The sequence below is a fragment of the Metabacillus niabensis genome, assembly GCF_902829255.1.
In the GTDB taxonomy this organism is placed as follows: Bacteria; Bacillota; Bacilli; order Bacillales; family Bacillaceae; genus Metabacillus; species Metabacillus niabensis.
The window spans coordinates 1-24,050 of record NZ_CADEPK010000015.1 but is presented as its reverse complement, the minus strand read 5'-3'; the positions used below and the strand labels follow the sequence as shown (position 1 = coordinate 24,050).

Genomic DNA, 24,050 nt, shown 5'->3' with positions numbered 1-24,050 from the left:
TCCTAAAATAAAGTGAATGAATATATATATTCACAATATTTATTCGAATTGCTCTCTTCTTTTAGTCACATTTTGCGCTTTGTCAATAAAAATTTTAATGGTATCAACGCAGCATTTGGCTTATTTCTTTTCACAATGATGTTTCTCCCCTCCACTTTTTCCTTTCTTATTTTAAATGTTGGAGACTAACTGTTTGTTCAATTGGGTTTATTTTTCGAAAAACAGAGCTTTATTCCATCTTTCCATCATTTTAAATAGAATTCTTCTAAGATATCATTTGCATCCATGACTAATTTTGCACCATTGCGAATTAGTTCATTTGTCCCAGCACTAAAATCGTCAAAAATCGAGCCTGGTATCGCAAAAACTTCTCGATTTTGTTCTAATGCTTGATAAGCAGTAATTAACGAGCCGCTCCGCTTCTTCGCTTGTACAATTAACGTTCCCAACGATAATCCACTTATAATACGGTTTCTCTTTGGAAAATGCCATTTCTGTGGAGGAGTTGAAGGAGAATGTTCAGAGAGGATAAGATGATGTTCCATCAATTGGTTTGCTAATGGCCTATTTTCCCGAGGATAAAGGTGATTTAATCCTCCTGCAATCACAGCAACTGTTTTACCACCATGAGCGATTGCTGCTTCGTGAGCAAACGTATCAATTCCTTTCGCTAATCCACTTACGATTACCCAGTTCATATTTATAAGTGGCTTTAAGACGGTTTCAAGCGCCTTCTGGCCGTAATTAGTTGGATGCCTTGTTCCTACAACGCTAAGGTGATAAAGTGTGTCCAATAGACGTATATCGCCTTTATAATATAAATATGGAGGTGGGTCTGGAATTTCTTTTAATAATGAAGGATATTTTTCATCAAAAATAGGTAGAAAAGATATATTTTGTTTTTGATAGGTTGTATATAGCTCTTCAAACGAATATGAACGATATTCTTGTTTTATTAAACGAATCGTCTCTTTTTCTATATGAAACTTCATTTCCCATTCATCTTCGTTAAGCATTAAAAACGAATGGAAGCTTGAGTCCTGGGTGCTTAAACGAGAAAGTAATTGTTTATTTATCCTTTTGCAATGCGATAATATAAATAACCTTTTAGTTTTTACATCCATGCTTGTCCTCCGTTAATTTCGGTTTCATTCACTTTCATTATTAGAGTCAAGAATATGTGGCAATTATATACCGTTTTCTTTGTCACAGCTTTAATGAGTTTTCCTATTCACTCCTACTTCAAATATGGCTTAATATCATCCAAAAAAAGACAGGCTATCAACCTGTCCTTTTATATAGTAGAAATTAATGTGTTTTACATTTTTCCAATAAACCTTGCTCTTCAAGAACAGAAATCAACGTTTCTCCCATAACTGATGGAGTTTCCGCTACTTTAATGCCACAAGCATTCATTGTTTTAATTTTCTCTTCAGCTGTTCCTTTACCACCAGAAATAATGGCCCCTGCATGGCCCATACGTTTTCCTGGAGGTGCTGTTTGCCCGCCGATGAAGCCGACAACAGGCTTTGTCATATTTGCTTTCACCCATTCAGCAGCCTCTTCTTCCGCTGTACCACCAATTTCACCAATCATGATAACAGCATATGTATCATCATCTTCATTAAACGCTTTTAATACATCGATGAAGTTCGTGCCATTAACAGGGTCACCACCAATTCCTACAGCAGTCGATTGACCGATGCCGGCTTGTGATAATTGGTGAACAGCTTCATAAGTAAGTGTTCCAGAACGGGATACAACCCCAACATGTCCTTTTTTATGAATATATCCAGGCATAATGCCGATTTTACATTCTTCAGGTGTAATAACCCCTGGACAGTTTGGTCCTACTAGACGAGTCTTTTTCCCTTCCATATAACGCTTCACTTTTACCATATCCATGACAGGAATATGCTCAGTAATACAAATAACTAAATCTAATTCTGCATCTACACCTTCCATAATCGCATCAGCAGCGAAAGGAGCAGGTACATAAATAACAGAGGCATTAGCTCCTGTAGCTTTAACCGCTTCTTGAACAGTGTTAAATACTGGAACACCCTCTACTTCTGTTCCACCTTTACCAGGAGTTACACCACCGACAATCTTCGTACCGTATTCTAGCATTTGTTTCGTATGAAAAAGTGCTGTTGAACCAGTGATCCCTTGTACGATTACTTTTGTATCTTTATTAATAAATACACTCATGTTTGTCCCCTGCCTTTCTTACCCTACTAATGAAACGATTTTTTGTGCACCGTCAGCCATTGACTCTGCAGAAGTAATATTTAAACCAGATTCATTTAAAATTTTCTTACCTAATTCAACATTTGTTCCTTCAAGACGTACAACAAGCGGAATTTCCAGACCAACTTGTTTTGTTGCCTCAACAACACCTTCTGCAATAACATCACATTTCATAATGCCACCAAAGATGTTGACGAAAATCCCTTTTACGTTTTGGTCAGAAAGGATAATTTTAAATGCTTCAGTTACCTTTTCTGCCGTTGCACCGCCCCCAACATCAAGGAAGTTTGCAGGTTCGCCGCCATAGTACTTAATAATATCCATAGTAGACATCGCAAGACCTGCTCCATTAACCATACAGCCGATATTGCCATCTAATGATATATAGCTTAAATCATATTTCGATGCTTCAATTTCCTTTGGATCCTCTTCTTCTAAATCACGATATTCAACAATATCTTTATTTCGATATAATGCATTTGAATCAAAATTTAATTTTGCATCAAGTGCCATTACATTGCCATCACCAGTAACTACTAAAGGATTGATTTCAGCGATCGAACAATCCTTTTCTACAAATACCTGATATAAGCCCATCATAAACTTAGCTGCTTTTCCAACTAATTCTTTCGGAATATTAATATTAAATGCAATTCTTCTAGCTTGATAGCCTTGTAGACCAACAGCTGGATCAATAACTTCTTTAAAGATTTTTTCTGGTGTCTTTTCGGCTACTTCCTCAATTTCTGTTCCGCCTTCTTCAGAAGCCATAAGAACAACACGTGATGTAGCACGGTCTAAGACAAGCCCAACGTAATATTCTTTTTTAATGTCACAGCCCTCTTCGATAAGTAAGCGTTTAACTTCTTTCCCTTCAGGACCTGTTTGGTGTGTCACTAAAGTTTTACCGAGAATTTCTTCAGCATATGTACGAACTTCATCAAGGTTTTTAGCAACTTTTACCCCACCAGCTTTTCCGCGTCCACCTGCATGGATTTGAGCCTTCACTACCACTACTTCTGTTCCAAGTTCTTTTGCAGCTTCAACTGCTTCATCTACAGAAAAAGCCACTCGTCCATTTGGTACAGAAACTCCGTATTTACGTAGGAGTTCTTTCCCTTGGTACTCATGGATATTCATTTGCCATCCTCCTAACAATTTGCAAGAATAAAAAATATACTGCGCTTTCATTTTATATTAATCTTTTATGCCTTGTCTAGCGTTCAATTTAAAATAGTAAAATCCTTTATTAAATATTAATTTTATTTTTTCAAAAAAGGTATTTTTGAAGAGTTATTCTTTTGAGGATTTAAAAAGAGAAGTTTCGAGCATTTGGAGATATTAGGGGAAGCAAACTCCCCCTACAGACTTTTGTCTAATTTATAAATGAAGGCAAATATTTCTGCTACCGCTTCATATAATTCTTCAGGAATTTGTTGATGAATTTCCAACGTTGAAAGAAGCTCTATAAGAGCCGGATCCTCTTGTATATGAACGTTATTCTTTTTAGCTGCCTCAAGAATGTCTTCTGCAAAATGCCCTTTCCCCTTTGCAATGACTCTTGGTGCTTCCTCTTTAGTAGGTTCATATTTTAACGCGATCGCTTTTTTAGGCTTCCCCCCTTCACTGCTCATCATATTTTCAAATCAACTCCTTGATAGAATGGTGAGGATTTTATTGTTTGTACTTGGTTAGCAATATTGACCTTATTTTCTTTTTCAAATGGTTTAACTGCAATTGATGAAATTCGGTAATTCATCGTTTCTAACGTTTGTTTTAATACTTCACTTTTACTAGCAACTAACGCTGCCAATACTGAATTATTGTTGAGGATTGAGATATTCATCACTCTATTTTGTATTTGCACATCAATCATGACATCTTTTAATCTTGGCAAACTTAAGAAAAATATGATCCGGCAGAATGCAGGATCTATACTACCATCCTCTCGTTTTTTTCCATCCCATTGAATTGTCAGGTCTGTTTGATGGTGAGGTAAAAAAAGAGGGTATTGGCTAATAAACTGTTGAGTCGGACCATTATCTTGCTGAATTAACGTTTGCCCATTAAACCTATGAATCAATTGGTCTACCTCTTCTCGAGCTAACGTTGAAACAATTTCATTCCTAGCAGCTATTAGACTGTTTTTCAGTGATAATAAACCTTCTAGCTCTTTTCCTTTCATTAACTGATCCCATAATTTCACTTCATCTTGTAATCCAATTTTGTTATCTAATGTTTTAAATAAATCCAAAACATTTTCCTTCGCAGACAAAAGGGGGACATTAGCTGCTAATTTACGAATAAGCATGATTTCATCCTGGCTTAACAGCAGTTGATTTTCCTTAAACTGAATTGTTGCACTACTAGGCTGGGTTAACCCCGTTTTATTTAATGGCTGCTCGTTTTGTTGGACTAACTGATTGAGTAAAGTTTTTAATTGCTCGAGATTACTCATCGTTAATTTTTGATTCTCTTTAATAGGTAATGAACTAGCTTGCTCTATTTGTGGTTTTTCAATTCCATATTCATTTTGCTGTAACGCTTGTTTTAGCATGCTTTTTATTTGCTCATCGTTATTCATCGTTAATTTTACGTGCAGCTCTTTTAAATTCAGAACCTCTTTGCTAGAAAGTGTGTGACCATTTAATTGTTCGGGATTCTTCATTAAATCTAGTAGCTTTTTGTCAAAATGATCGGTTTGATTTTCGGTTAGATTTGACAATACATTATATAATTGTTTTATTGCACCAGACTGATTATTTTCTGCTTGTATTAATTGAAGCACCTTATCAATTTGCTGTACTAGCGGTGTACTAGTTTGAATACTCATTAATGATTTTATGATTTCATTTGATATTGGGTAATTCTGCTTCAAGGCAAAAACAATCGCATGAATCGCTTGGGATGACATTGTATTAGGCGTATTTTTTAATACATCTGTTGCTGCTACTAATTGTTCCTTTGTAATAGGGATATTTTCTTTTAAAATTTCCCTAGTTAATGCTAGATTTTGCTTTGTATTTTTCAACTGAAATACTTCCAGTAAATCTTTCGCAGTATCGATTTTATTAGTAAGTAAACCTTCTACCTGTTTCATAACCTTTAACTTGAGCCCTGTATGTTCTGTGCCTTTTACAGTAAACCAATAGCTTTCATTACCTTTGATCGCTGTTTCTAGTTGAGCAACAAGTGTTGCTTGGCCGATCTGTATAAGTGCTTTTTGCTCAGGGAATAGCTTTTGCACTTGACCTAATACCACCTGATTTTCCTTTAATGTCAGTTGAGGTTGGGAATTTTTTAAATTAGAAAAAGTCTGTCTTATTAGATTCGATAATCCAGTTGTTTGCTCCATGTCCCTATCCCTCTCAATTTTACTATACGTTTGCTTTGACCAACTCTTTTATTGGGGCAAAGCTTTTTCGATGATGGTCTGTTACACCGTGGAGTTTTAATGCTTCTAGATGTGTTTGTGTCCCATATCCCATATGTTTGTCAAAGCCATATTGATGATATTCCTCTGCTAGCTCCATCATCATTTTATCTCTTGTTACCTTCGCGATAACCGAACTAGCAGCAATTGAAATACTTGCTGCGTCCCCTTTGATAATTGATTCTTGCTCGATAGGTACATCTAGTTTCATTGCATCTATTAATAAATAGTCAGGGGCAATGTCCAAATTTCCAATCGCTTGTTTCATTGCTAGTTTCGTAGCTTCATATATATTTATTTCATCAATTATCTTCGCTGAAACAATACCGATCCCAATTGCTACAGCATTTTCCTTGATTAAATCAAAGTATTTTTCCCTTGCTGCCTTTGTAAGCTTTTTGGAATCTGTCAATCCTGGTAAATAGCATTCCTTATTTAAAATGACTGCTGCTGCAACTACTGGGCCTGCCAACGGTCCTCTCCCAACCTCATCAATTCCTGCAATAAAATGATAGCCCTTTTCCCAAGCAATCCGTTCATATTTTTGCATTTGATAAAACTGTTGCTGTAAACGTTTTTCCTGTTCATAGTTTTTTAACCATTTTTGGACAAGTTGTTGGACCCCTTTTCTGGAATCAGTCTTACATTCCTCTAAAAACGGATCGTCAATAGTTGTTGTGTTTGCTAACCTGTTCTGGATTTCCTTTGTCGTTAATTGCATCATTTCACACCTTCATGTTTCCCTCTCTATATGTATTATCGGCAGCTTTTGCCATATATAAAGGTAATTCTTCTTTTTACTATGCTCTCTTACACCTGGCTGTTGATTTCCGTGAGCAGCTTGTAGTGCCTCTACAGCTTAAGCTACTATGGGCTCACCTATTAACACACATCTTTATGTAGAAGTCTCATATATCCGCTCGAATGAACAAAGTGAATAAAACGATAACATTAGCCCTCTAACATAGCCTTTTACTAAAAAGTTTACATAAATAAGGCTCGCCAGTATTTACGCTCGCGAGCCTTAGCCTACATAATTTCTACTCTTCTTGGAAATTTTCCGGGATTTCAAACGATAATCTTCCTAATTTATCAGTTCGGATTTCTCTAAGAACCAATTCAGATGTTTTATCATAATCGATTTGACCACCTGAAATAACACACCCACGCTTTTTCCCTATTTCATCAAACAGATCGACAATATCGTCCGGTATCTCATCAATTGAATACCTTTCCTTTAATCTGTTTGGATAATGGTCCTTCAAAAAGTTTAGAGCAAACACCGTTATTTCCTGAAGATTTAAAATGGTATCCTTAATCGCCCCAGTAGTTGCAAGTTTAAAACCTACGAGTTGATCTTCAAATTTCGGCCAAAGTATTCCAGGAGTATCTAATAATTCAAGCTCTTTTCCGACCTTGACCCATTGTTGGGCAGTCGTTACTCCAGGTCTGTCTCCAGTTTTCGTTATATTTTTCTTAGCAAGTCTATTTATTAATGTGGATTTTCCAACATTCGGAATACCGATAATGAGGGCACGTATTGCACGAGGCTTTATTCCTTTTTCAGCCATCTTATCGAATTTAGCTTTTAGCAGTTCTTTCGAAAGTGTTGTAATTTGTTTTAGTCCTGTTCCTGTTTGTGCATCAATTGCAATCGCAGGAATATCCTTATCATTAAAGTACTCTAGCCATTGCTTTGTAATGGCTGCATCTGCTTTATCTGCTTTATTCAATAAAACGATCCGTGGCTTTGATGAAATAATTTCATCAATCATTGGATTTCTTGATGACATCGGTATTCTTGCGTCGACAAGTTCAAAAACGATATCAATTAATTTTATTTTTTCGGTAACCTGTCTTCTCGCCTTAGCCATATGTCCGGGAAACCATTGGATTGTCATTCTTTACACCTTCTTTCTTTTATTCAAATCGGAAGTTTGAAATCGGCCAGTAAACGAGACTCGCTTTCCCCATAACTTCACTTATAGGAACAACACCAATATGGCGGCTGTCTTTACTTTGTCTACGATTGTCCCCCATGACGAAAATGTGACCTTCTGGAACAGTCGATTGACCGATGATGCTTTCTAAATCAAACGGCTCTGTTAAAGGACCATCAATCAATTGCTCCTTGTACTTGTCAAGATATGGCTCCTCATATTTTTCACCATTGATATATAACGTATCATCTATGTATTCAACCTTATCTCCTGGCAAACCAATGACTCTTTTAATATAATCTTTATCAACTGTTGCATGAAAAACAACAATGTCAAACCGTTTCGGTTCACCAATCTTATAGGAAAATTTATTAACGATCATTCTATCCTGTGTATGTAAAGTTGGCATCATAGAGATTCCGTCTACAACAATCGGCGCAAAAAAGAAGTACCTTATGACGGCAGCGAAAGCAATAGCAATAAGTAATGCTTTTAGCCATTCAAGAAGTTCATTTTTCTTTTTTGTCATTTAACCACCCACTCTAATCATGAAAATACAACCATATTTACGTTTACTATTCCCTATTCACTTACGCTGCAATCTTCCTTTTCTTCATTACACCATTAGTCTATATATGTATATTTTATTGAAATTTGAATGGCGAGGATTATGAGATGAAAAAGGAGCTTGTTAGAAAACAAGCTCCTTTTCATTATACGGACAGCAGCTTGCTACTGACCCATATATGAGACTTAGTATACACTAAGCAATCTTATCGAATTTCTTTAATACGTGCAGCTTTACCACGTAATTTACGTAGGTAATAAAGTTTCGCACGGCGAACTTTACCGCGACGCATTACTTCTAATTTCGCGATTTTTGGTGTGTGTACAGGGAAAGTACGCTCAACACCAACACCATAAGAAATCTTACGGACTGTGAAAGTTTCGCTAATTCCACCACCACGACGCTTAATCACAACACCTTCGAATACCTGAATACGCTCACGAGTACCCTCAACAACTTTAACGTGTACACGTACTGTATCACCAGGACGGAAAGAAGGTAAATCAGTTTTTAATTGTTCTTTTGTGATTTCTTCAATTAGTTTTTGCATCGTTTTCAACTCCTTCCAACAGATGCTCATTCCAATATCTATTAATTGCAGCGGAACATCGTTTTACAGACTGCTAAACAAAGTATGTTAGCAAGTCACAAGATTTATAATACCATATAGGCAAAATGAAAACAATAGCTAGTTCTCATTTTTCCACTGTTTAATAATTGACTTTTGTCTTTCGGTTAATGGATATGTTTCTAATAAATCGGGTCTTCTTGTGTAGGTTCTCCTTAGCGACTCAAGCTCTCTCCATTCCTCAATACGCTTATGATTTCCTGATAAGAGCACTTCCGGCACCTTCATCCCACGAAAATCAGCAGGTCTTGTATAATGGGGATGCTCTAGCAATCCAGAACTATAAGAATCTAAAACAGGAGAATCAACATTCCCTAGAACTCCAGGCAATAATCGAACAACACTATCCGCAATGACCATTGAAGCAAGTTCTCCACCTGTTAAAACAAAGTCACCGATAGAAATTTCATCCGTTACGAGATGCTCCCGAATTCTTTCATCATATCCTTCATAATGACCACAAATAAAAAGCAAATGATCTTCCTTCGCTAATTGCTCTGCTTTTCGTTGTGTATATCTCTCACCTTGAGGACAAACGAGAATGATTTTCGGGTTAGATGCTGATTGCTTCTTAATTTCCTCAACTGCATCAAAGATAGGTTGAGGTTTAAGTACCATTCCAGCCCCACCACCATATGGGTAATCATCAACTGTATGGTGTTTATGCTCAGAATACTCCCGAAAATTAATAACTCGAAAAGAGACAGCTTCCTTTTCTTGCGCCTTCTTTAAAATGGATTCATTTAATACACCATGAAACATTTCTGGAAAAAGTGTTAAAAAGTCTATTTTCATTAGTCCAATAACCCTTCCATTGGCGTGATAATTATTTTTTTCTCGTCTATATCAATCTCTTTGACAATTTCATCAATATAAGGAATTAGTAAATCCTTCCCCACTTTTCTCTTTACAACCCAAACGTCATTCGCTCCAGTAGCAAGGATCTCGCGAATAGTTCCAATTTCTTCACCATTGTCAGTATACACATTACAACCAATGATTTCGTGGAAATAATATTCTCCCTCATCTAATTCCGATAATTGATTTTCATCAACCTTTAATAATGAGCCTTTAAATTGTTCGACATCTTGAATCGAGTGCATTCCCTCAAAGGTTAGCAAGTCAAAGTTTTTATGAACTCGGTGACTTTCAACTACGACCTTTATTGGTTCTTGTGAGCCTTCTTTAAAAATATATAATGTATTACCAGGTTGATATCTTTCATCCGCGAAATCTGTCTTAGAAATAACACGAACTTCCCCTCTAATCCCATGGGTATTAACGATTTTTCCGACATTAAACCATTTTTCGCTCATTTATTTTTCACCTCAGACGTATTTGTTCTACTATGCCATCTTTTATAACAATCGTTTTTTCTTTCATTAATTCATCCCAATTATCCCCAACCTTCACCTCAAAGATTGCCCCTACTTCCTTTTCCTTCAATTCACTTCCAAGTGGTAACGTATGTACTTGCTGCAGTTGAAACTCTACTAGCTTTATTTTCTCACGTCTTTTTTCAATTTCCTTTAAATATTGTACAGCAAGCTGTTTGTTCGTTTTTTCAACCTTTTTATATTCAAAGTATAAACGATCACATTCTTGCTCTAAAAAGACCTTTTTATTTGAGAATTGTGTGATTAACGTTTGCTTACTTGTCTCAGTAATTACCTGTTTTACATAGACTTGGCGGAGTATATTCATTAGTGTTCCTCCCCTATAAGAGCTTCATACTTATAAGAACTTTTTAATATATTATGAAAGATAATGATACACGTAAAATTAAGAGCTTTTTAGTAGAGGTATCTACCGTTAATCAGTTCTATCAGATGAATTAAAAAAATTTTAGATTACATGTTTAAATGTACAGGATAAATACAAAAAAGGGGGAGGACCATCCTCACCCTTTTTTGTCATTGATTTCAAGTTGAATTCTTTTAGATGAATTAGATCCTGCTGCATAAACAACAGTTCGAATTGCTTTTGCTATACGGCCTTGTTTACCAATTACTTTGCCTATATCTTGCTTATCAATAGATAGGCGATAAGTAATTTGATTATCTGATTCGATTTCAGTTATTTCAATCTCATCAGGTGAATCAACAAGTGGCTTAACAATTGCTTCGATTAACTCTTTCATCTCTTGAACAGTCATTACTTGCTTAATTTTGCGTTATGGAATTTCTCCATAATGCCTTCTTTTGAAAACAAGTTACGAACTGTATCAGAAGGTTTAGCACCATTTTGCATCCATTTTAATGCTAATTCTTCATTGATTTTAACTTCTGCTGGTTGTGCAACAGGATTGTATGTTCCAACAACCTCGATAAAACGTCCATCACGTGGTGAACGAGAATCTGCTACTACAATACGATAAAAAGGAGATTTTTTTGCTCCCATACGTTTTAAACGAATTTTAACTGCCATTTTATAAAGCACCTCCGAAAATGTTTCAACAAGATAGTATATTATCAAATAAATGATTAGATGTAAAGGTTTTTTTCTTGTCAGAAGAAAATTCCTTTAAAATAATAGCTTTACAACTATTTTTTTGTCTAGATCGCTTCCGTTTTTCTTTTTACATAAACGGAAATTTAAAGCCTTTTTTCTTTCCTTTTGTCATGTTCGTCATTTGCTTCATCATTTTTTTCATATCTTCAAATTGCTTTAAGAGGCGGTTGATTTCTTGTACAGACGTTCCGCTTCCTTTCGCAATTCTCTTTTTTCTTGAAGCATTCATGATTTCAGGATTTTGCTTTTCAGCCTTTGTCATTGAGCGAATGATTGCCTCAACATGACTTATTTGCTTTTCATCGACTTGAACATTTTTAAGACCTTTCATTTTGTTCGCTCCGGGAAGCATGCCTAATAAGTCTTCCAATGGTCCCATATTACGAACCTGGCCTAATTGTTCAAGAAAATCGTCAAAGGTAAAAGAAGCTGTTCGCATTTTTTGCTCAAGCTCTTTCGCTTTTTCAGCATCAACATTTGACTGGGCCTTTTCAATTAACGTAAGAACATCGCCCATGCCGAGAATTCTCGAAGCCATCCGTTCTGGATGAAACGCTTCTAAGGCATCAAGCTTTTCTCCAAGACCGACAAATTTAATAGGTGTCTCTGTCACAGAGCGGATTGATAATGCTGCCCCACCTCGAGTATCACCATCAAGTTTTGTTAACACAACACCTGTTAAGCCTAGTTGTTCATTGAAGCTTTTTGCGACGTTTACTGCATCTTGACCAGTCATAGCATCGACGACAAGGAATATTTCATCCGGTTTTGCGATCGCTTTAACCTGCTCAAGTTCCTCCATTAATGTTTCATCGATATGAAGTCTACCCGCAGTATCAATAATGACATAATCAAGGTGCTCTTCCTTCGCGTGTTCAAGGGCCTTTGTTGCTATTTCTACTGGACTAACTTCATCACCTAACGAAAAAACAGGCATATCTAACTGTTTGCCTAACGTTTGCAACTGTTTAATTGCAGCGGGACGATAAATGTCAGCAGCAACTAACAACGGCTTACGATTGTACTTTTTTCGTAATAGGTTAGCTAGTTTTCCAGAGGTAGTTGTTTTACCAGCACCTTGTAAACCAACCATCATAATGACTGTAGGAGGACGAGTTGACACAGCAATTTTGCTTTGCTCTCCCCCCATTAACTCGGTAAGTTCTTCTTTAACAACCTTAATGACTTGTTGACCAGGTGTTAAGCTTTTCATAACCTCTTGACCAACAGCGCGTTCACTTACACGTTTAATGAAGTCTTTTACGACTTTGAAGTTAACATCAGCCTCTAGCAGGGCAAGACGAACCTCTCTCATCATTTCTTTTACATCCGCTTCGGAAACTTTTCCTTTACCGCGAATTTTCGCCATCGTATTTTGCAGTCGGTCGGCTAATCCTTCAAATGCCATAATGCCGCCTCCTAATCTAATTTCTCAAGTTCGCTAAGCAATGCATCAACTTCCATACTGTTTTTGGTACCTGCAGTATGCTCTCGTAATTTACTCATTAGCTCTTGTCGCTTTAGAAATTTTTGAAATAATAATAGCTTTTCTTCATATTGCTCCAGCATTGCTTCAGTTCGCTTAATGTTATCGTAAACAGCTTGTCTACTCACATTATATTCTTCCGCAATTTCACCCAGGGAGTAATCATCCAAGTAATATAACGACATATAGCTTTTTTGCTTAGGCGTTAATAGTGATTGATAAAAATCAAACAAGTAATTAAGCCTAGTCGTTTTTTCAAGCATCATGCCGTATCACTCCTTTGTTAAGTGAATTACCTTTACATCTTTATAGTCTACAATCCGAATATTATGTTGTCAAGTATAAACAAGTAAGACTTACTTGAAAACGTTTTTTGCTGGGTATTTCTATATTCAGAAAGAACTGGACATGATAATACTCTGATCAGACATTCATAAATTGTCCGTGATTTCTTTTGCTGGCTACTTTCTAGCTATTAAGGCTAATCCTAGTTCCTTATACAGGAATATTCTCTTCCTCAAGCATAAATATTAACCTTTTGTCAGTACCCATCTCACCTGCTGTAATATCAAGAGTAAAGCCACTTGGAATAGCTCTTCCAGCGGGAATTGCTTCCGCTAATTGCCTTGTTCGTTCATACTGCCCATTTTGCTCTTCTGCTTCAATTTCTTCGACAGTCAGTAATGAGCTATTTTTCCAATTTTTAAGAATTCCAACGACATAGTTCAACCTCCGCTTGTTATTTGCACAAGATAACTCTAAAGCTTTTAAAATCACATCGTTAGGCTGTGAAAAGCTTTGGTTATCTAACCACAACAACAACTGCTCTTTTGCATGAATATTTGAAACTCCGAATCCATTGTTGTCCCAAAACTCAACAATGTCTTTCACATGTTTTGATTTTTGAAGTTTTACATGATTCTCTATTTTTGATTGTTCCTCTCGATTCGGATCATTGTCTAAATTAGGGGAAAGCTCTTTCTGTTTTTGTTGTTGTTTTTCTTTTTTATTTTCTTTTTGTTTTTCTTTTTGTTTTTCTTTTTCCCCACGTATCGTAAAAAGGTACAATGAAGCTTCATTACATTCAGGTCCTTGACATGCATGCTCCTCATTTTTGTCACACTCTTCCTTGTTAAAGGAATTTCCAGATTTACAAAAGGATTCATAGAGATTGCGAATTTCCTGTCTATCGATCGATTCTGAAACATATTGAATAAGTGAAATGTCGTTGACTTCTTTTAATTCCTTCGTTATACAATCCATTACAGGCTTCCCGCCCTTCAGTTGATTCTCTTTCCCCCAATTTTTTATTGCGAGCTCCCTTGTCTCCGGATTATAGCGGATTAGCTTATAATGATAAATGAACCGGTCCATTAACAGTTTGACACTATCAATCGGAAATCCTAATGAAAATGCAATTTGCTTGATCGTTATACGATAAATGCCAATTTGTGTTGTACGTGGATTAGTAAGAAGGTAAAGGTAAAAATATTTTTCCTCAGGAATCATTTCTTCCTCTACAATCGGGTTATTCCAAAAGTTCGTACGTATCATTCGATATTTTGCCATTTTTAAACACTTCCCTTTCTTCATAAAAATATTTTCTCATATGTTATTTATAGAAAATGAAAGAAAAAGTAGCGTCTATTTAATATATAAGGATTCAAAGCCACTGAAAAAATCCTCAAAACGGTAATCCGATACTTCTGTTTGATTTTATTACAACATTTGCGTTCTTTGCATGCAGTTTTGACTTCATCACCGACAAAAAAAGAGCTACCTATCGTAGGTAACTCTTTTTAATCGTCACATATGTGTATCTGTTATTCCTCTTCCTCTTCAATAATCCCAGAGAAAAGACCATATACATACTGTTCTGTATTAAATTCTTGCAGGTCGTCCATTTTTTCTCCAAGACCGACTAATTTCACAGGAATATCAAGCTCTCCTTTAATCGCTAAAACGATACCACCTTTTGCGGTTCCATCAAGTTTTGTCAAGACAATTCCTGTTACATTTGTTGCTTGTGAAAATTGCTTCGCTTGTGTCATTGCATTTTGCCCTGTTGTTGCATCTAAAACAAGCAATACCTCATGTGGTGCACCTGGTATTTCCTTTTCGATGACACGCTTCACTTTTTCAAGCTCTTTCATAAGATTGACTTTATTTTGTAGTCTTCCAGCTGTATCACATAATAGGACATCTACTTTACGTGCTTTAGCTGCTTGTACGGCATCATACATAACTGCTGCAGGGTCAGAGCCTTCAGATTGTTTAATAACATCAACACCTACTCGTTCGCCCCACACCTCTAATTGCTCGATTGCTCCTGCTCTAAACGTATCTCCAGCTGCTAAAAGAACAGACTTCCCTTCACTTTTAAGCTTATGTGCTAATTTACCAATCGTTGTCGTTTTTCCAACACCATTTACACCTACAAATAGCACAACATTCAGCTGTCCATCCTGTACATTTAGCTCATTGTTTTTTTCTTCTTGGTCACCTTGATAAATCTCAACTAGCTTTTCAGAAATAACTGCTTGGACCTCTTTCGTGTCTTGAATATTACGACGTTTCACTTCCATTTTTAATTCATCAATTAAATCCATTACTGTTGATACGCCAACATCTGCAGTGATCAAAAGCTCCTCAAGTTCTTCAAAGAAATCCTCATCGACTTTACGATACTTCGCAACAAGATCATTCATTTTCCCTGCAAATGAATCCCTTGTTTTCGTTAAACCTTCTTTAAATTTTTCTGTCACACTATCCTTTTGTTGGGTAATTTTTTCTTTAAGCTTTTTAAAAAAACTCATACATGTTCGTCCTTTCAGCTCGATTGTATTAGTTCATTTGTTTCCTCTAATCTAACAGACACTAGCTTCGATACACCAGATTCCTGCATTGTGACACCGTATAGGACGTCCGCCTCTTCCATTGTACCTTTTCGGTGTGTAATCACAATAAATTGAGTTTCATGACTAAATTTTTTCAAATATTGTGCAAAGCGAAATACATTTGCTTCATCAAGGGCAGCCTCTACCTCATCAAGAACACAAAATGGAACAGGTCTAACTTTAATGATGGCAAATAATAACGCAATCGCAGTTAAAGCGCGCTCTCCTCCAGAAAGTAGTCCAAGATTTTGGAGCTTTTTCCCAGGTGGCTGTGCAACAATGTCGACACCTGTGTTTAACAAGTCATTTGGGTCTGTTAATTTTAATTCAGCACGTCCACCGCCAAAAAGCGCTTGGAAAACAGGTTCAAAATGGGAACGAATTTCATTAAAGGTTTGTTCAAATCTCTTTTTCATTTCGTCATCCATTTCATCAATAACCTGATATAATGTATCCTTCGCTTCTGTTAGATCATCTCGTTGTTCATTTAAAAACGTATACCGTTCAGATACGCGTTCATATTCATCAATTGCCCCTAAGTTTACCGTTCCTAGCTCTTCAATTGCAAGTTTGATTAATTTCACTCGTTTTCTTGCCTCTTGAGGGTCAATTTCTAATGTATACTGTTCTTTCGCGCCTTCATAGGTTAACATATACTCCTCGCGAAGGTGATTGAGGCGATTATCTAATTCAACATCGAGACGGTTTAATTTTACCTCTTCATCCTTTAATGTTTCTTGGAATTGCTTTTCTTGTCGCTTTAATTCCTTTAATTCTCGCTCTTCATCCTCTAATTTAGCTTGAAGCTGTAGTCTTTCCTCACGTCTTGAGGAAATTAATTCGAGCGTTTTTGTTTTATCCTGCAGCTTTTTCTTTGCTGCTTCTTCAAGCTTTTCTTCCCCAGAAGAGCTTGAATTCATTTCTGATGATAATAATGAGAAATCTTCCTCAGCTTCCTTGAATTTTTGTCTTGTTTGTTCAAGGTCCTGATTTATCCGTTCAACCTTTTCCTTTTGGTTTTCATAAACCTGCTGCTTGCTCGCAAGAATCACCTTTAACTCAGTTACTTCATTTTGCAATTCCTCTTTTGAGCTTAGCTCTGTTGCCTTTTTCGCAGACATTTCTTCGATCTCTTTATCTAGCTTTTCAAGCTTTGCGGAAATTTCTAAGAGATTTTTATTTAATTCATCTTTCCTTGCAGAAAACTTTTCCTTTTCAGATTCAAAGGTTTCTCTTTCCGCATCATAAAGCTTAAGATGGTCATTAATATTTTTTTCATTTAGCTCAATTTCTCGCATTTCACTGCGAACCTTTTGCTCTTCAATTCGCAATTGTTCACCGGCAGTACGTAAATTTTCTAAATTTATTTCATACTCTTGGATCGTAGCTTTTGCCGCTTTTACATCTTCCTCAAGCTTGGCCGTTTTTTCTTCCATATCTGTCAGCTTTTCATTAATTACTTCCAATTCGCGACCACGGCTTAAAAGGGAATTATTTTTTTGCTTTACAGCACCACCAGTCATTGAACCACCTGGATTCACGACATCACCTTGTAGAGTGACAAGTCGATAACGGTAGTTCATAAGCTTTGCTATCTCATTTGCACCTTTTAAATCTGCTGTCACAATGACTGTCCCTAATAAATTTCCGATGATTGATTTAAACTGTTGTTGATAGGTTACAAGATTCGTTGCAATCCCAACAAAGGCTGGATGAGTCTCAATTACCTTTAAGTCATGAGCACTTATCGAACGCTCCTTTATGACTGAAAGCGGTAAGAATGTCGCACGTCCATATGAATGCTGTTTTAAAAATTGAATCGCTTTTCGTGCTGATGATTCATCTTCTACAACAACATGCTGAAGGGAACTGCTCAAGGCAATTTCTATCGCTACTTCATATTGTTTTTCTGTTGAAATTAATTCAGCAACTGCACCGTGAATACCTTCAAGCTTGTCCTTCGCCTTTAATATTTCTTTAACACCTTGAAAGAATCCTGCATAGTCTTCTTGCATCGATTCTAAAACTTCTTTTCTTGAACGAGTTTGCTGAAGAATTTGATATGCTTGATATAAAGTTGATTCTTTCTTTTGATAAGCGTTTTTCAAGTTTTCGAGTTTATTTTGTGTATCACGGAAGCTTTTAATTTGCTCTGCTAATTGTGCTTCAATTTGTGCGTATTTTGCTTCTATTTTTGTGCGCTTTTCAATGATTTCTTGGCGTTCCGTAACATAGCGCATATTTGAATCTAATAATCTAGCATTTTTTGTTTCCTGCTGACTTAACTGGTCATCGATATATTGCAGCTCATTTCGAGCTGTTGCTTGTTCATTTAGCAATTCAAAATATTCGCTTTTTAAATCTTCAATTAGCTCTTCAATATTTTGATTAAAGGAAGTCATGAGCTTCTGTTTTTCCTGTAGGTCGTGTTTGATTTGTTGGAGCTCAGACTTATACGTGGTGTATTGTGACTCCTGCTCTTCCTTTTCGGCTGTTAATTGCTCAATTCGTTCCTTTAGTTCTTCAATTGTTTTCGTTAATTGTTCTTTATTTTGATGCGCATTTTTCTTTCTTTCTTTTAAGACTTCTTTTCGGCCTTCTAATTTTTCTAATTCTTCACTAGCCAGCAAAAGAACCTGTTGCAACTCATCAATCGAATCATCTAATGCTGTAATATGGTCACGCATCTTTTCGACTTCAGCTTCTCTTTTTTGGATCGTTGCTGTAAGCTCTAGCTCTTGATCTTTTCCTTCTTCAACTGATTTTGCTAGTGCTTCATATTTCGCATGGAGCTCTTCTATTTCAAAAACAGTAAGTGCTACCTCGATTTTTTCCAGCTCTTCTTTTTGTTGAAGATAGTCTTTTGCAATGGATGCCTGAATTTTCAAAGGTTCAACTTGACTTTCCAATTCATGTAAAATATCTTGTACTCTATTTAAATTTTCCTGTGTTTCAGCTAATTTATATTCAGCCTTTTTCTTTCTTGATTTATATTTCAATACTCCAGCTGCTTCTTCAAAAATACTTCGACGTTCTTCAGATTTACTGCTAAGGATTTCCTCAACCTTCCCTTGACTTATAATCGAGAAAGCTTCTTTCCCTAAACCTGAATCCATAAATAAATCGACGATATCCTTCAAGCGGCAGCTTTGCTTATTAATAAAAAATTCACTTTCTCCCGAACGATATACTCTTCTTGTAACACTTACTTCCTGAAAATCGATCGGGAGAAAATGATCCTCGTTATCTAATGTAAGGGTAACCTCGGCAACATTTAGACCTTTTCTCGTATCACTACCAGCAAAAATGATATCTTCCATTTTAGAGCCACGAAGTGATTTTGCTGATTGCTCACCTAGTACCCATCTAATTCCATCTGTTATATTACTTTTTCCACTACCATTTGGTCCAACTACTGCTGTAACCCCTTTTACAAAATCAACGGTTACTCGTTCAGCAAAGGACTTGAATCCTACAATATCCAATCGTTTGAGGAACATTGTGATCCTCCTTACATATTTTCTTCTGTACTTAAATCTCGTACACGACAAATCTTTTCATATTTTATCATAATATGTCGACTAAAGGTGACTTCTTTTTAACAAATATTAAGGACATGAATGATTTTAGAGCGAACAGTCATTTTTGATTAAAAAAGGGCAACCTTAGGAACGGGTCATATTTACCTAATAACGAATGATAGGTATGGATAATATGATCTGAACACTGGTATGCCCTCGGTACTATTTATTCATTTGTTGAAGTTTTGAAAGAGCTTCTTGAGCGGCATGTTGCTCTGCTTCCTTCTTTGATCTTCCACTCCCTGTACCATAAACAACTCCATCTAATGAAACAGTTGAAATAAATTCACGATTATGTGCTGGCCCACGTTCTTGAAGAATTTTATATTCTAGTACACCTTTTGTATCTCGTTGTACATGCTCTTGAAGCTGACTTTTAAAGTCCATAACATGTGAAAATGCACCTTCATTAATTTTCGGAATAACGAAATCGTCTAAAAAGCGAATAACTGCATCTAAGCCTTGGTCTAAAAATAATGCACCAATAAACGCTTCAAAAACATCTGCAAGTAAAGCAGGACGTGTCCGCCCGCCTGTCATTTCCTCCCCTTTCCCTAATAAAACAAGCGTTCCAAAGGAAAGAGCATTTGCAAATGATACTAAAGATGGTTCGCAGACGATTGCTGCACGTAGTTTCGTTAATTCCCCTTCACTCATCATCGGGTATTTTTTATAAAGAAATTGAGAAATTGTCAGCTCTAAAACTGCATCCCCCAAAAACTCTAATCTTTCATTATCTTCATAAGGTTTTTTCCGATGCTCATTTACATATGAAGAATGTGTAAAGGCTTGATACAAAAGCTTCTCATTTTGAAAGTGATGACCAATCCGTTCTTGGAATTTTTTAAATTCCTCTGCCTTTTTTGCAAAGTTCCTTCTCTCTTTATAATTAATATGTTTTGGCATAGGTACCTCCATTTTTCTTGCAACATGAACATAAGGACCTAATCGCGATAAGTCACTTCATAATAAAAGGTTCATACCTTTAATTATGGAGAGGCTTATAGAAACTTCGGTATTGATGACAATACTTTTATCATCATCCTGGATTAGTATATCCATTGCAATATTCTCATATTATCTAAGGTCAAAAAAGGGGAAGAGACTGTTATACAACCGATAAAGTCAACTTCCTTTTCAGGCAAGAATCCATTCAACTATTTACATAATCATGCAATTCGTCGCCATTAAAGAATAGACTTTGGTTAAACAGTCTCTTACACTTTCTTATTGTTTGCTATTTATGTAGTTAACAGCGTCACCCACTGTACCGATTTTTTCTGCATCTTCGTCAGAAATCTCCATATCGAACTCATCTTCAAGTTCCATAACAAGCTCAACTACATCTAGGGAATCTGCACCAAGATCATCTTTGAATGAAGACTCAAGTTTTACCTCTGCTTCATCAACGCCTAAGCGGTCAACGATAATCTTTGTTACACGTTCTAAAACATCTGCCATTTTCCTTCACCTCCCCTCAAGTATTATAAGTGATCTTTCATAGAAAAACTAGTTAACATCCTAGCATTTTTTATTTTTATAAGCAAATCTAGAAAAAATGCATTGAACGTTAAGTATATCAACGATCTATGGTTACATAATCATGCCGCCATTGACATGGAACGTTTGACCAGTAATATACTTGCTTTTTTCAGAAGCAATGAATGTAACGATATTCGCGATATCACTAGGTTCACCTAATTTTGCCAATGGGATTTGCTTGAGCATTTCGGCTTTTAAATCATCCGTTAGTTCATCGGTCATATCCGTCGTAATAAATCCTGGAGCAACTGCGTTAACTGTAATATTTCTAGATGCTAATTCTTTTGCAGAAGTTTTCGTTAATCCAATAACTCCGGCTTTTGCTGCTACATAGTTTGCTTGACCTGGGTTACCGCTCACACCTACTACAGAGGTAATATTAATTATACGACCAGAGCGTTGCTTCATCATTTGACGAGTTACTCCTTTTGTGCAGAGGAAGACACCCTTCAAATTCGTATTTATTACGTCATCCCATTCAGAATCCTTCATTCGCATGATTAAATTATCTCTAGTAATTCCTGCGTTATTTACAAGAATATCAAGCTGTCCATATTGACTAATTACCTGCTTAATCATGTCAGTTACGTCATCAGCGTTGGAAACGTCGGCACGAATTGCAAAAGCATTTCCACCATTTGCTTTAATCTCATCAACAACTTCGTTTGCTTTTGCCTCATTACCAGCATAATTCACAGCAACACTTGCGCCATTTTTTGCAAGTTCTATAGCAATTGCTTTACCAATGCCTCTTGATGCACCAGTTACTAGAGCTACTTTGTTCTCCAACATTAGGATTCCCCCTTTAGCTTACTTATCGTTGCATTCATTGTTTCTCTATCTGATATTGCTAGTACATTTACAGAACGGTCTATTTTCTTTACTAGCCCTGATAAAACCTTTCCAGGTCCTATTTCAATAAATGTCGTTACACCATTATCGATCATCGCTCTTACAGATTCTTCCCATCTTACAGGAGAGTATAACTGTTTAACAAGCAATTCTTTTATTTCATCCTGACGATAAACCGATTCTGCCGTTACATTTGCGACAACAGGGATTTTTGCATCATGAAAGTTCAATTCAGATAAAACGTCCTGTAATTGGTTTGCTGCAGGCTTCATTAGCTCCGAATGGAAAGGACCACTCACCTCAAGTGGTATCGCTCGTTTTGCACCCTTTTCCTTTGCGATAGCTGAAGCTTTCTCAACACCCATTGCCGTACCAGAAATAACGATTTGACCTGGGCAATTTAAATTTGCTAACTGCACGGAATATCCGGATTCTGTAACCTCTTCTGTTATTTTTTCGAGGTCTGCTGCAGGCATTCCTAAAATTGCTGCCATAGCACCTTGACCAGCCGGAACAGCTTGATCCATAAATTGTCCACGTTTCTTTACAGCATAAACAGCATCTTCAAATGACAATACACCAGCGGCTACTAATGCTGTATATTCACCAAGACTATGACCAGCAACATAATCGGCCTTTATTCCTTCACGGGAAAAATGCTCTAATACTGCAATGCTAGTTGTTAATAGTGCAGGTTGGGCATTATATGTTAATGTTAACGTATCTTGTGGACCTTCAAATATTAATTCAGTTAGTTTTTCGTTTAATCGTTCATCTGCTTTATGAAAGATTTCTCTTGATTCTTGGACATTGTCATACAGGTCTTTTCCCATTCCAACTACTTGTGAACCTTGTCCAGGAAATACAAATGCAGTTTTTGTCATTATTAAATCCCCCTATTACTAGATTTACTAAACATTATTTATGTTCGAGAGATGCATAAATTTTTTCCGCTACTTGATTGGAAATCATATCTCTTGTTTGTCTAATTGCATTGTAAATGGCATTTGGATCAGAAGAACCATGTGCCTTTATGACAGGAGCCTTTAAACCAAATAATGCAGCTCCCCCATATTCAGAATAATCCATTTGCTGTTTAATGATTTTTAATTGCGGTTTTAGGATACTTGCAGCGATTTTTGATTTCAAATTGCTTGTTAACGCCGTTTTTAACATCGTAAATACTGATAAAGCTGTACCTTCAATCGTTTTTAACGCAATATTTCCCGTAAACCCATCAGTCACGACTACATCTGCGACAGATTCCATTAAATCCCTTGATTCAACATTTCCAATGAAGTTTAATGACTGAGTTTCTTTTAATAGCTGGAATGTTTGCTTTGTTAAGTCATTTCCTTTTTTATCCTCTGTACCAACATTTAATAAACCAATACGTGGGTTTGCGATCCCTCGAACTCTTTCTGCATAAACAGATCCCATTATTGCATATTGAAGAAGATGTTCAGGTTTTGCATCAACATTTGCTCCAACATCCAAAAATAAAAATCCCTTCCCATCTAAAGTTGGTAATGTAGGAGATAAAGCAGGGCGTTCTATTCCTTCAATACGGCCCACAATCAATAATCCAGCGGTCATAAGAGCGCCAGTATTACCAGCAGAAATACAGCCGTCAGCGCGACCTTCTTTTACCTCGTTTGCCATTAATACCATCGAAGCATTCTTTTTTCTTCTAACTGCTCTCACGGGCTCATCTGTACCTTCGATTACCTCTTCTGTATGGAGAATCGATATTCTTGTACTATCGGTTAGAAGTGGCTTAATTTTCTCTTCATTTCCAACTAACGTAACTTCTAAATCCGAAAATGCTCCAACTGCTTTCATTACACCTTCGACAATCGCATTAGGAGCATTATCTCCACCCATAGCATCGATCGCTAACTTCATTAAGAATCCCTACCTTGTATTAAATTTGAGCGATACATATCAAACTCACCTGAAAAAACTAGTTCACTTCCAACAAAACTGTTCACTTCAACTAATGTACGGCCTTTTTCAACCTCTTTTTTCAGAACCTTCGCTTTCGCAACGACCCGCTCATTTTCTTTAACCTGCCGAGTAAATCGAATATTTGCTTTAGCTGTCAATGCTAATTCGTCATCTATTACTGCTACTGCTAATGAGTTTGCTTGAGCAAAAATATGGTGTCCACGAGCTATTTGATTTCTGCTAAAGACATGCTCTTTTTTGATTTCCAAAATAGAAATCGCTGATTCATCTAATTGAAGATCAATAATTTCTCCAATTACCTCTTCTATATGTAATGATTTCACTTCATCATCTAGTTTCTTTTCTGCTACATTTTTAATTCGTTCTCTTAGTTCTGGAATAGATAGCTCTAACC

Annotated in this window: 25 protein-coding genes; all 25 read right to left on the bottom strand. The window is 36.4% G+C overall.

Annotation, left to right across the window (positions count from 1 at the left end; translation table 11 throughout):
• Nucleotides 1–245: 245 nt before the first annotated feature.
• The gene (dprA, locus tag HU235_RS03780) at nt 246–1,124 is read right to left on the bottom strand and encodes a DNA-processing protein DprA (RefSeq protein WP_174879375.1); all 879 of its coding nucleotides are present in this window, start codon (nt 1,122–1,124) and stop codon (nt 246–248) included.
• Between the two features lie 184 nt (nt 1,125–1,308).
• Entirely contained in the window at nt 1,309–2,211 is a 903-nt protein-coding gene (sucD, locus tag HU235_RS03775) for a succinate--CoA ligase subunit alpha (RefSeq protein WP_095298257.1), read from the bottom strand.
• 18 nt (nt 2,212–2,229) lie between these two features.
• Nucleotides 2,230–3,390, bottom strand: a complete 1,161-nt coding sequence (gene sucC / locus HU235_RS03770; RefSeq protein ID WP_095298259.1) for an ADP-forming succinate--CoA ligase subunit beta — start codon at nt 3,388–3,390, stop codon at nt 2,230–2,232.
• A gap of 221 nt (nt 3,391–3,611) precedes the next feature.
• Complete coding sequence (locus HU235_RS03765; RefSeq protein ID WP_233452125.1) at nt 3,612–3,887, bottom strand: EscU/YscU/HrcU family type III secretion system export apparatus switch protein; 276 nt, start codon at nt 3,885–3,887, stop codon at nt 3,612–3,614.
• Nucleotides 3,884–5,605 (bottom strand): hypothetical protein, encoded by a 1,722-nt coding sequence (locus tag HU235_RS03760; protein ID WP_174879374.1) that lies wholly within the window; start codon nt 5,603–5,605, stop codon nt 3,884–3,886. Before HU235_RS03760 ends, HU235_RS03765 begins: the two co-directional genes overlap by 4 nt.
• Before the next feature lie 22 nt (nt 5,606–5,627).
• Nucleotides 5,628–6,407 (bottom strand): ribonuclease HII, encoded by a 780-nt coding sequence (locus HU235_RS03755; RefSeq protein ID WP_174879373.1) that lies wholly within the window; start codon nt 6,405–6,407, stop codon nt 5,628–5,630.
• Between the two features lie 316 nt (nt 6,408–6,723).
• Entirely contained in the window at nt 6,724–7,584 is an 861-nt protein-coding gene (gene ylqF / locus HU235_RS03750; RefSeq protein ID WP_095298265.1) for a ribosome biogenesis GTPase YlqF, read from the bottom strand.
• Nucleotides 7,585–7,603: 19 nt separating this feature from the next.
• Entirely contained in the window at nt 7,604–8,152 is a 549-nt protein-coding gene (lepB, locus tag HU235_RS03745) for a signal peptidase I (RefSeq protein WP_095298267.1), read from the bottom strand.
• A gap of 244 nt (nt 8,153–8,396) precedes the next feature.
• Nucleotides 8,397–8,741: a 50S ribosomal protein L19 gene (gene rplS / locus HU235_RS03740; RefSeq protein WP_095298269.1), complete on the bottom strand. Its 345-nt coding sequence runs from the start codon at nt 8,739–8,741 to the stop codon at nt 8,397–8,399.
• A gap of 138 nt (nt 8,742–8,879) precedes the next feature.
• On the bottom strand, nt 8,880–9,614 hold the full coding sequence (trmD, locus tag HU235_RS03735) for a tRNA (guanosine(37)-N1)-methyltransferase TrmD (protein ID WP_095298270.1): 735 nt from the start codon (nt 9,612–9,614) through the stop codon (nt 8,880–8,882).
• The gene (gene rimM / locus HU235_RS03730) at nt 9,614–10,135 is read right to left on the bottom strand and encodes a ribosome maturation factor RimM (protein WP_174879372.1); all 522 of its coding nucleotides are present in this window, start codon (nt 10,133–10,135) and stop codon (nt 9,614–9,616) included. The genes trmD and rimM overlap by 1 nt, the downstream gene beginning before the upstream one ends.
• Nucleotides 10,136–10,142: 7 nt before the next feature.
• Complete coding sequence (locus HU235_RS03725) at nt 10,143–10,523, bottom strand: YlqD family protein (protein WP_174879371.1); 381 nt, start codon at nt 10,521–10,523, stop codon at nt 10,143–10,145.
• A 196-nt stretch (nt 10,524–10,719) separates the two neighbouring features.
• Nucleotides 10,720–10,959 carry a KH domain-containing protein gene (locus HU235_RS03720; protein ID WP_095298306.1) on the bottom strand — a complete coding sequence of 80 codons (240 nt, stop codon included), beginning with the start codon at nt 10,957–10,959 and terminating at the stop codon, nt 10,720–10,722.
• Nucleotides 10,960–10,973: 14 nt separating this feature from the next.
• Complete coding sequence (rpsP, locus tag HU235_RS03715; protein WP_095298275.1) at nt 10,974–11,246, bottom strand: 30S ribosomal protein S16; 273 nt, start codon at nt 11,244–11,246, stop codon at nt 10,974–10,976.
• 151 nt (nt 11,247–11,397) lie between these two features.
• The gene (gene ffh / locus HU235_RS03710) at nt 11,398–12,738 is read right to left on the bottom strand and encodes a signal recognition particle protein (protein WP_095298277.1); all 1,341 of its coding nucleotides are present in this window, start codon (nt 12,736–12,738) and stop codon (nt 11,398–11,400) included.
• Between the two features lie 11 nt (nt 12,739–12,749).
• Complete coding sequence (locus HU235_RS03705) at nt 12,750–13,082, bottom strand: putative DNA-binding protein (protein ID WP_095298279.1); 333 nt, start codon at nt 13,080–13,082, stop codon at nt 12,750–12,752.
• Nucleotides 13,083–13,311: 229 nt separating this feature from the next.
• Nucleotides 13,312–14,385 carry a DnaD domain protein gene (locus tag HU235_RS03700; protein ID WP_233452124.1) on the bottom strand — a complete coding sequence of 358 codons (1,074 nt, stop codon included), beginning with the start codon at nt 14,383–14,385 and terminating at the stop codon, nt 13,312–13,314.
• A gap of 254 nt (nt 14,386–14,639) precedes the next feature.
• A complete protein-coding gene (gene ftsY / locus HU235_RS03695; protein WP_174879370.1) occupies nt 14,640–15,632 on the bottom strand; it encodes a signal recognition particle-docking protein FtsY in 993 nt (330 codons plus the stop codon).
• 14 nt (nt 15,633–15,646) lie between these two features.
• On the bottom strand, nt 15,647–19,213 hold the full coding sequence (smc, locus tag HU235_RS03690; RefSeq protein WP_095298734.1) for a chromosome segregation protein SMC: 3,567 nt from the start codon (nt 19,211–19,213) through the stop codon (nt 15,647–15,649).
• 243 nt (nt 19,214–19,456) lie between these two features.
• Nucleotides 19,457–20,200, bottom strand: a complete 744-nt coding sequence (rnc, locus tag HU235_RS03685) for a ribonuclease III (RefSeq protein ID WP_145580916.1) — start codon at nt 20,198–20,200, stop codon at nt 19,457–19,459.
• A 321-nt stretch (nt 20,201–20,521) separates the two neighbouring features.
• The gene (acpP, locus tag HU235_RS03680; RefSeq protein WP_095298738.1) at nt 20,522–20,755 is read right to left on the bottom strand and encodes an acyl carrier protein; all 234 of its coding nucleotides are present in this window, start codon (nt 20,753–20,755) and stop codon (nt 20,522–20,524) included.
• Between the two features lie 132 nt (nt 20,756–20,887).
• Nucleotides 20,888–21,628 (bottom strand): 3-oxoacyl-[acyl-carrier-protein] reductase, encoded by a 741-nt coding sequence (fabG, locus tag HU235_RS03675; RefSeq protein ID WP_095298740.1) that lies wholly within the window; start codon nt 21,626–21,628, stop codon nt 20,888–20,890.
• Nucleotides 21,628–22,572 carry an ACP S-malonyltransferase gene (gene fabD, locus HU235_RS03670; RefSeq protein ID WP_095298742.1) on the bottom strand — a complete coding sequence of 315 codons (945 nt, stop codon included), beginning with the start codon at nt 22,570–22,572 and terminating at the stop codon, nt 21,628–21,630. The genes fabG and fabD overlap by 1 nt, the downstream gene beginning before the upstream one ends.
• A 34-nt stretch (nt 22,573–22,606) precedes the next feature.
• Nucleotides 22,607–23,593 (bottom strand): phosphate acyltransferase PlsX, encoded by a 987-nt coding sequence (gene plsX / locus HU235_RS03665; RefSeq protein WP_145580914.1) that lies wholly within the window; start codon nt 23,591–23,593, stop codon nt 22,607–22,609.
• Nucleotides 23,593–24,050: transcription factor FapR (gene fapR, locus HU235_RS03660; RefSeq protein WP_174879369.1), on the bottom strand; the 458-nt coding region annotated here is incomplete at its 5' end. The genes fapR and plsX, both read right to left, overlap by 1 nt.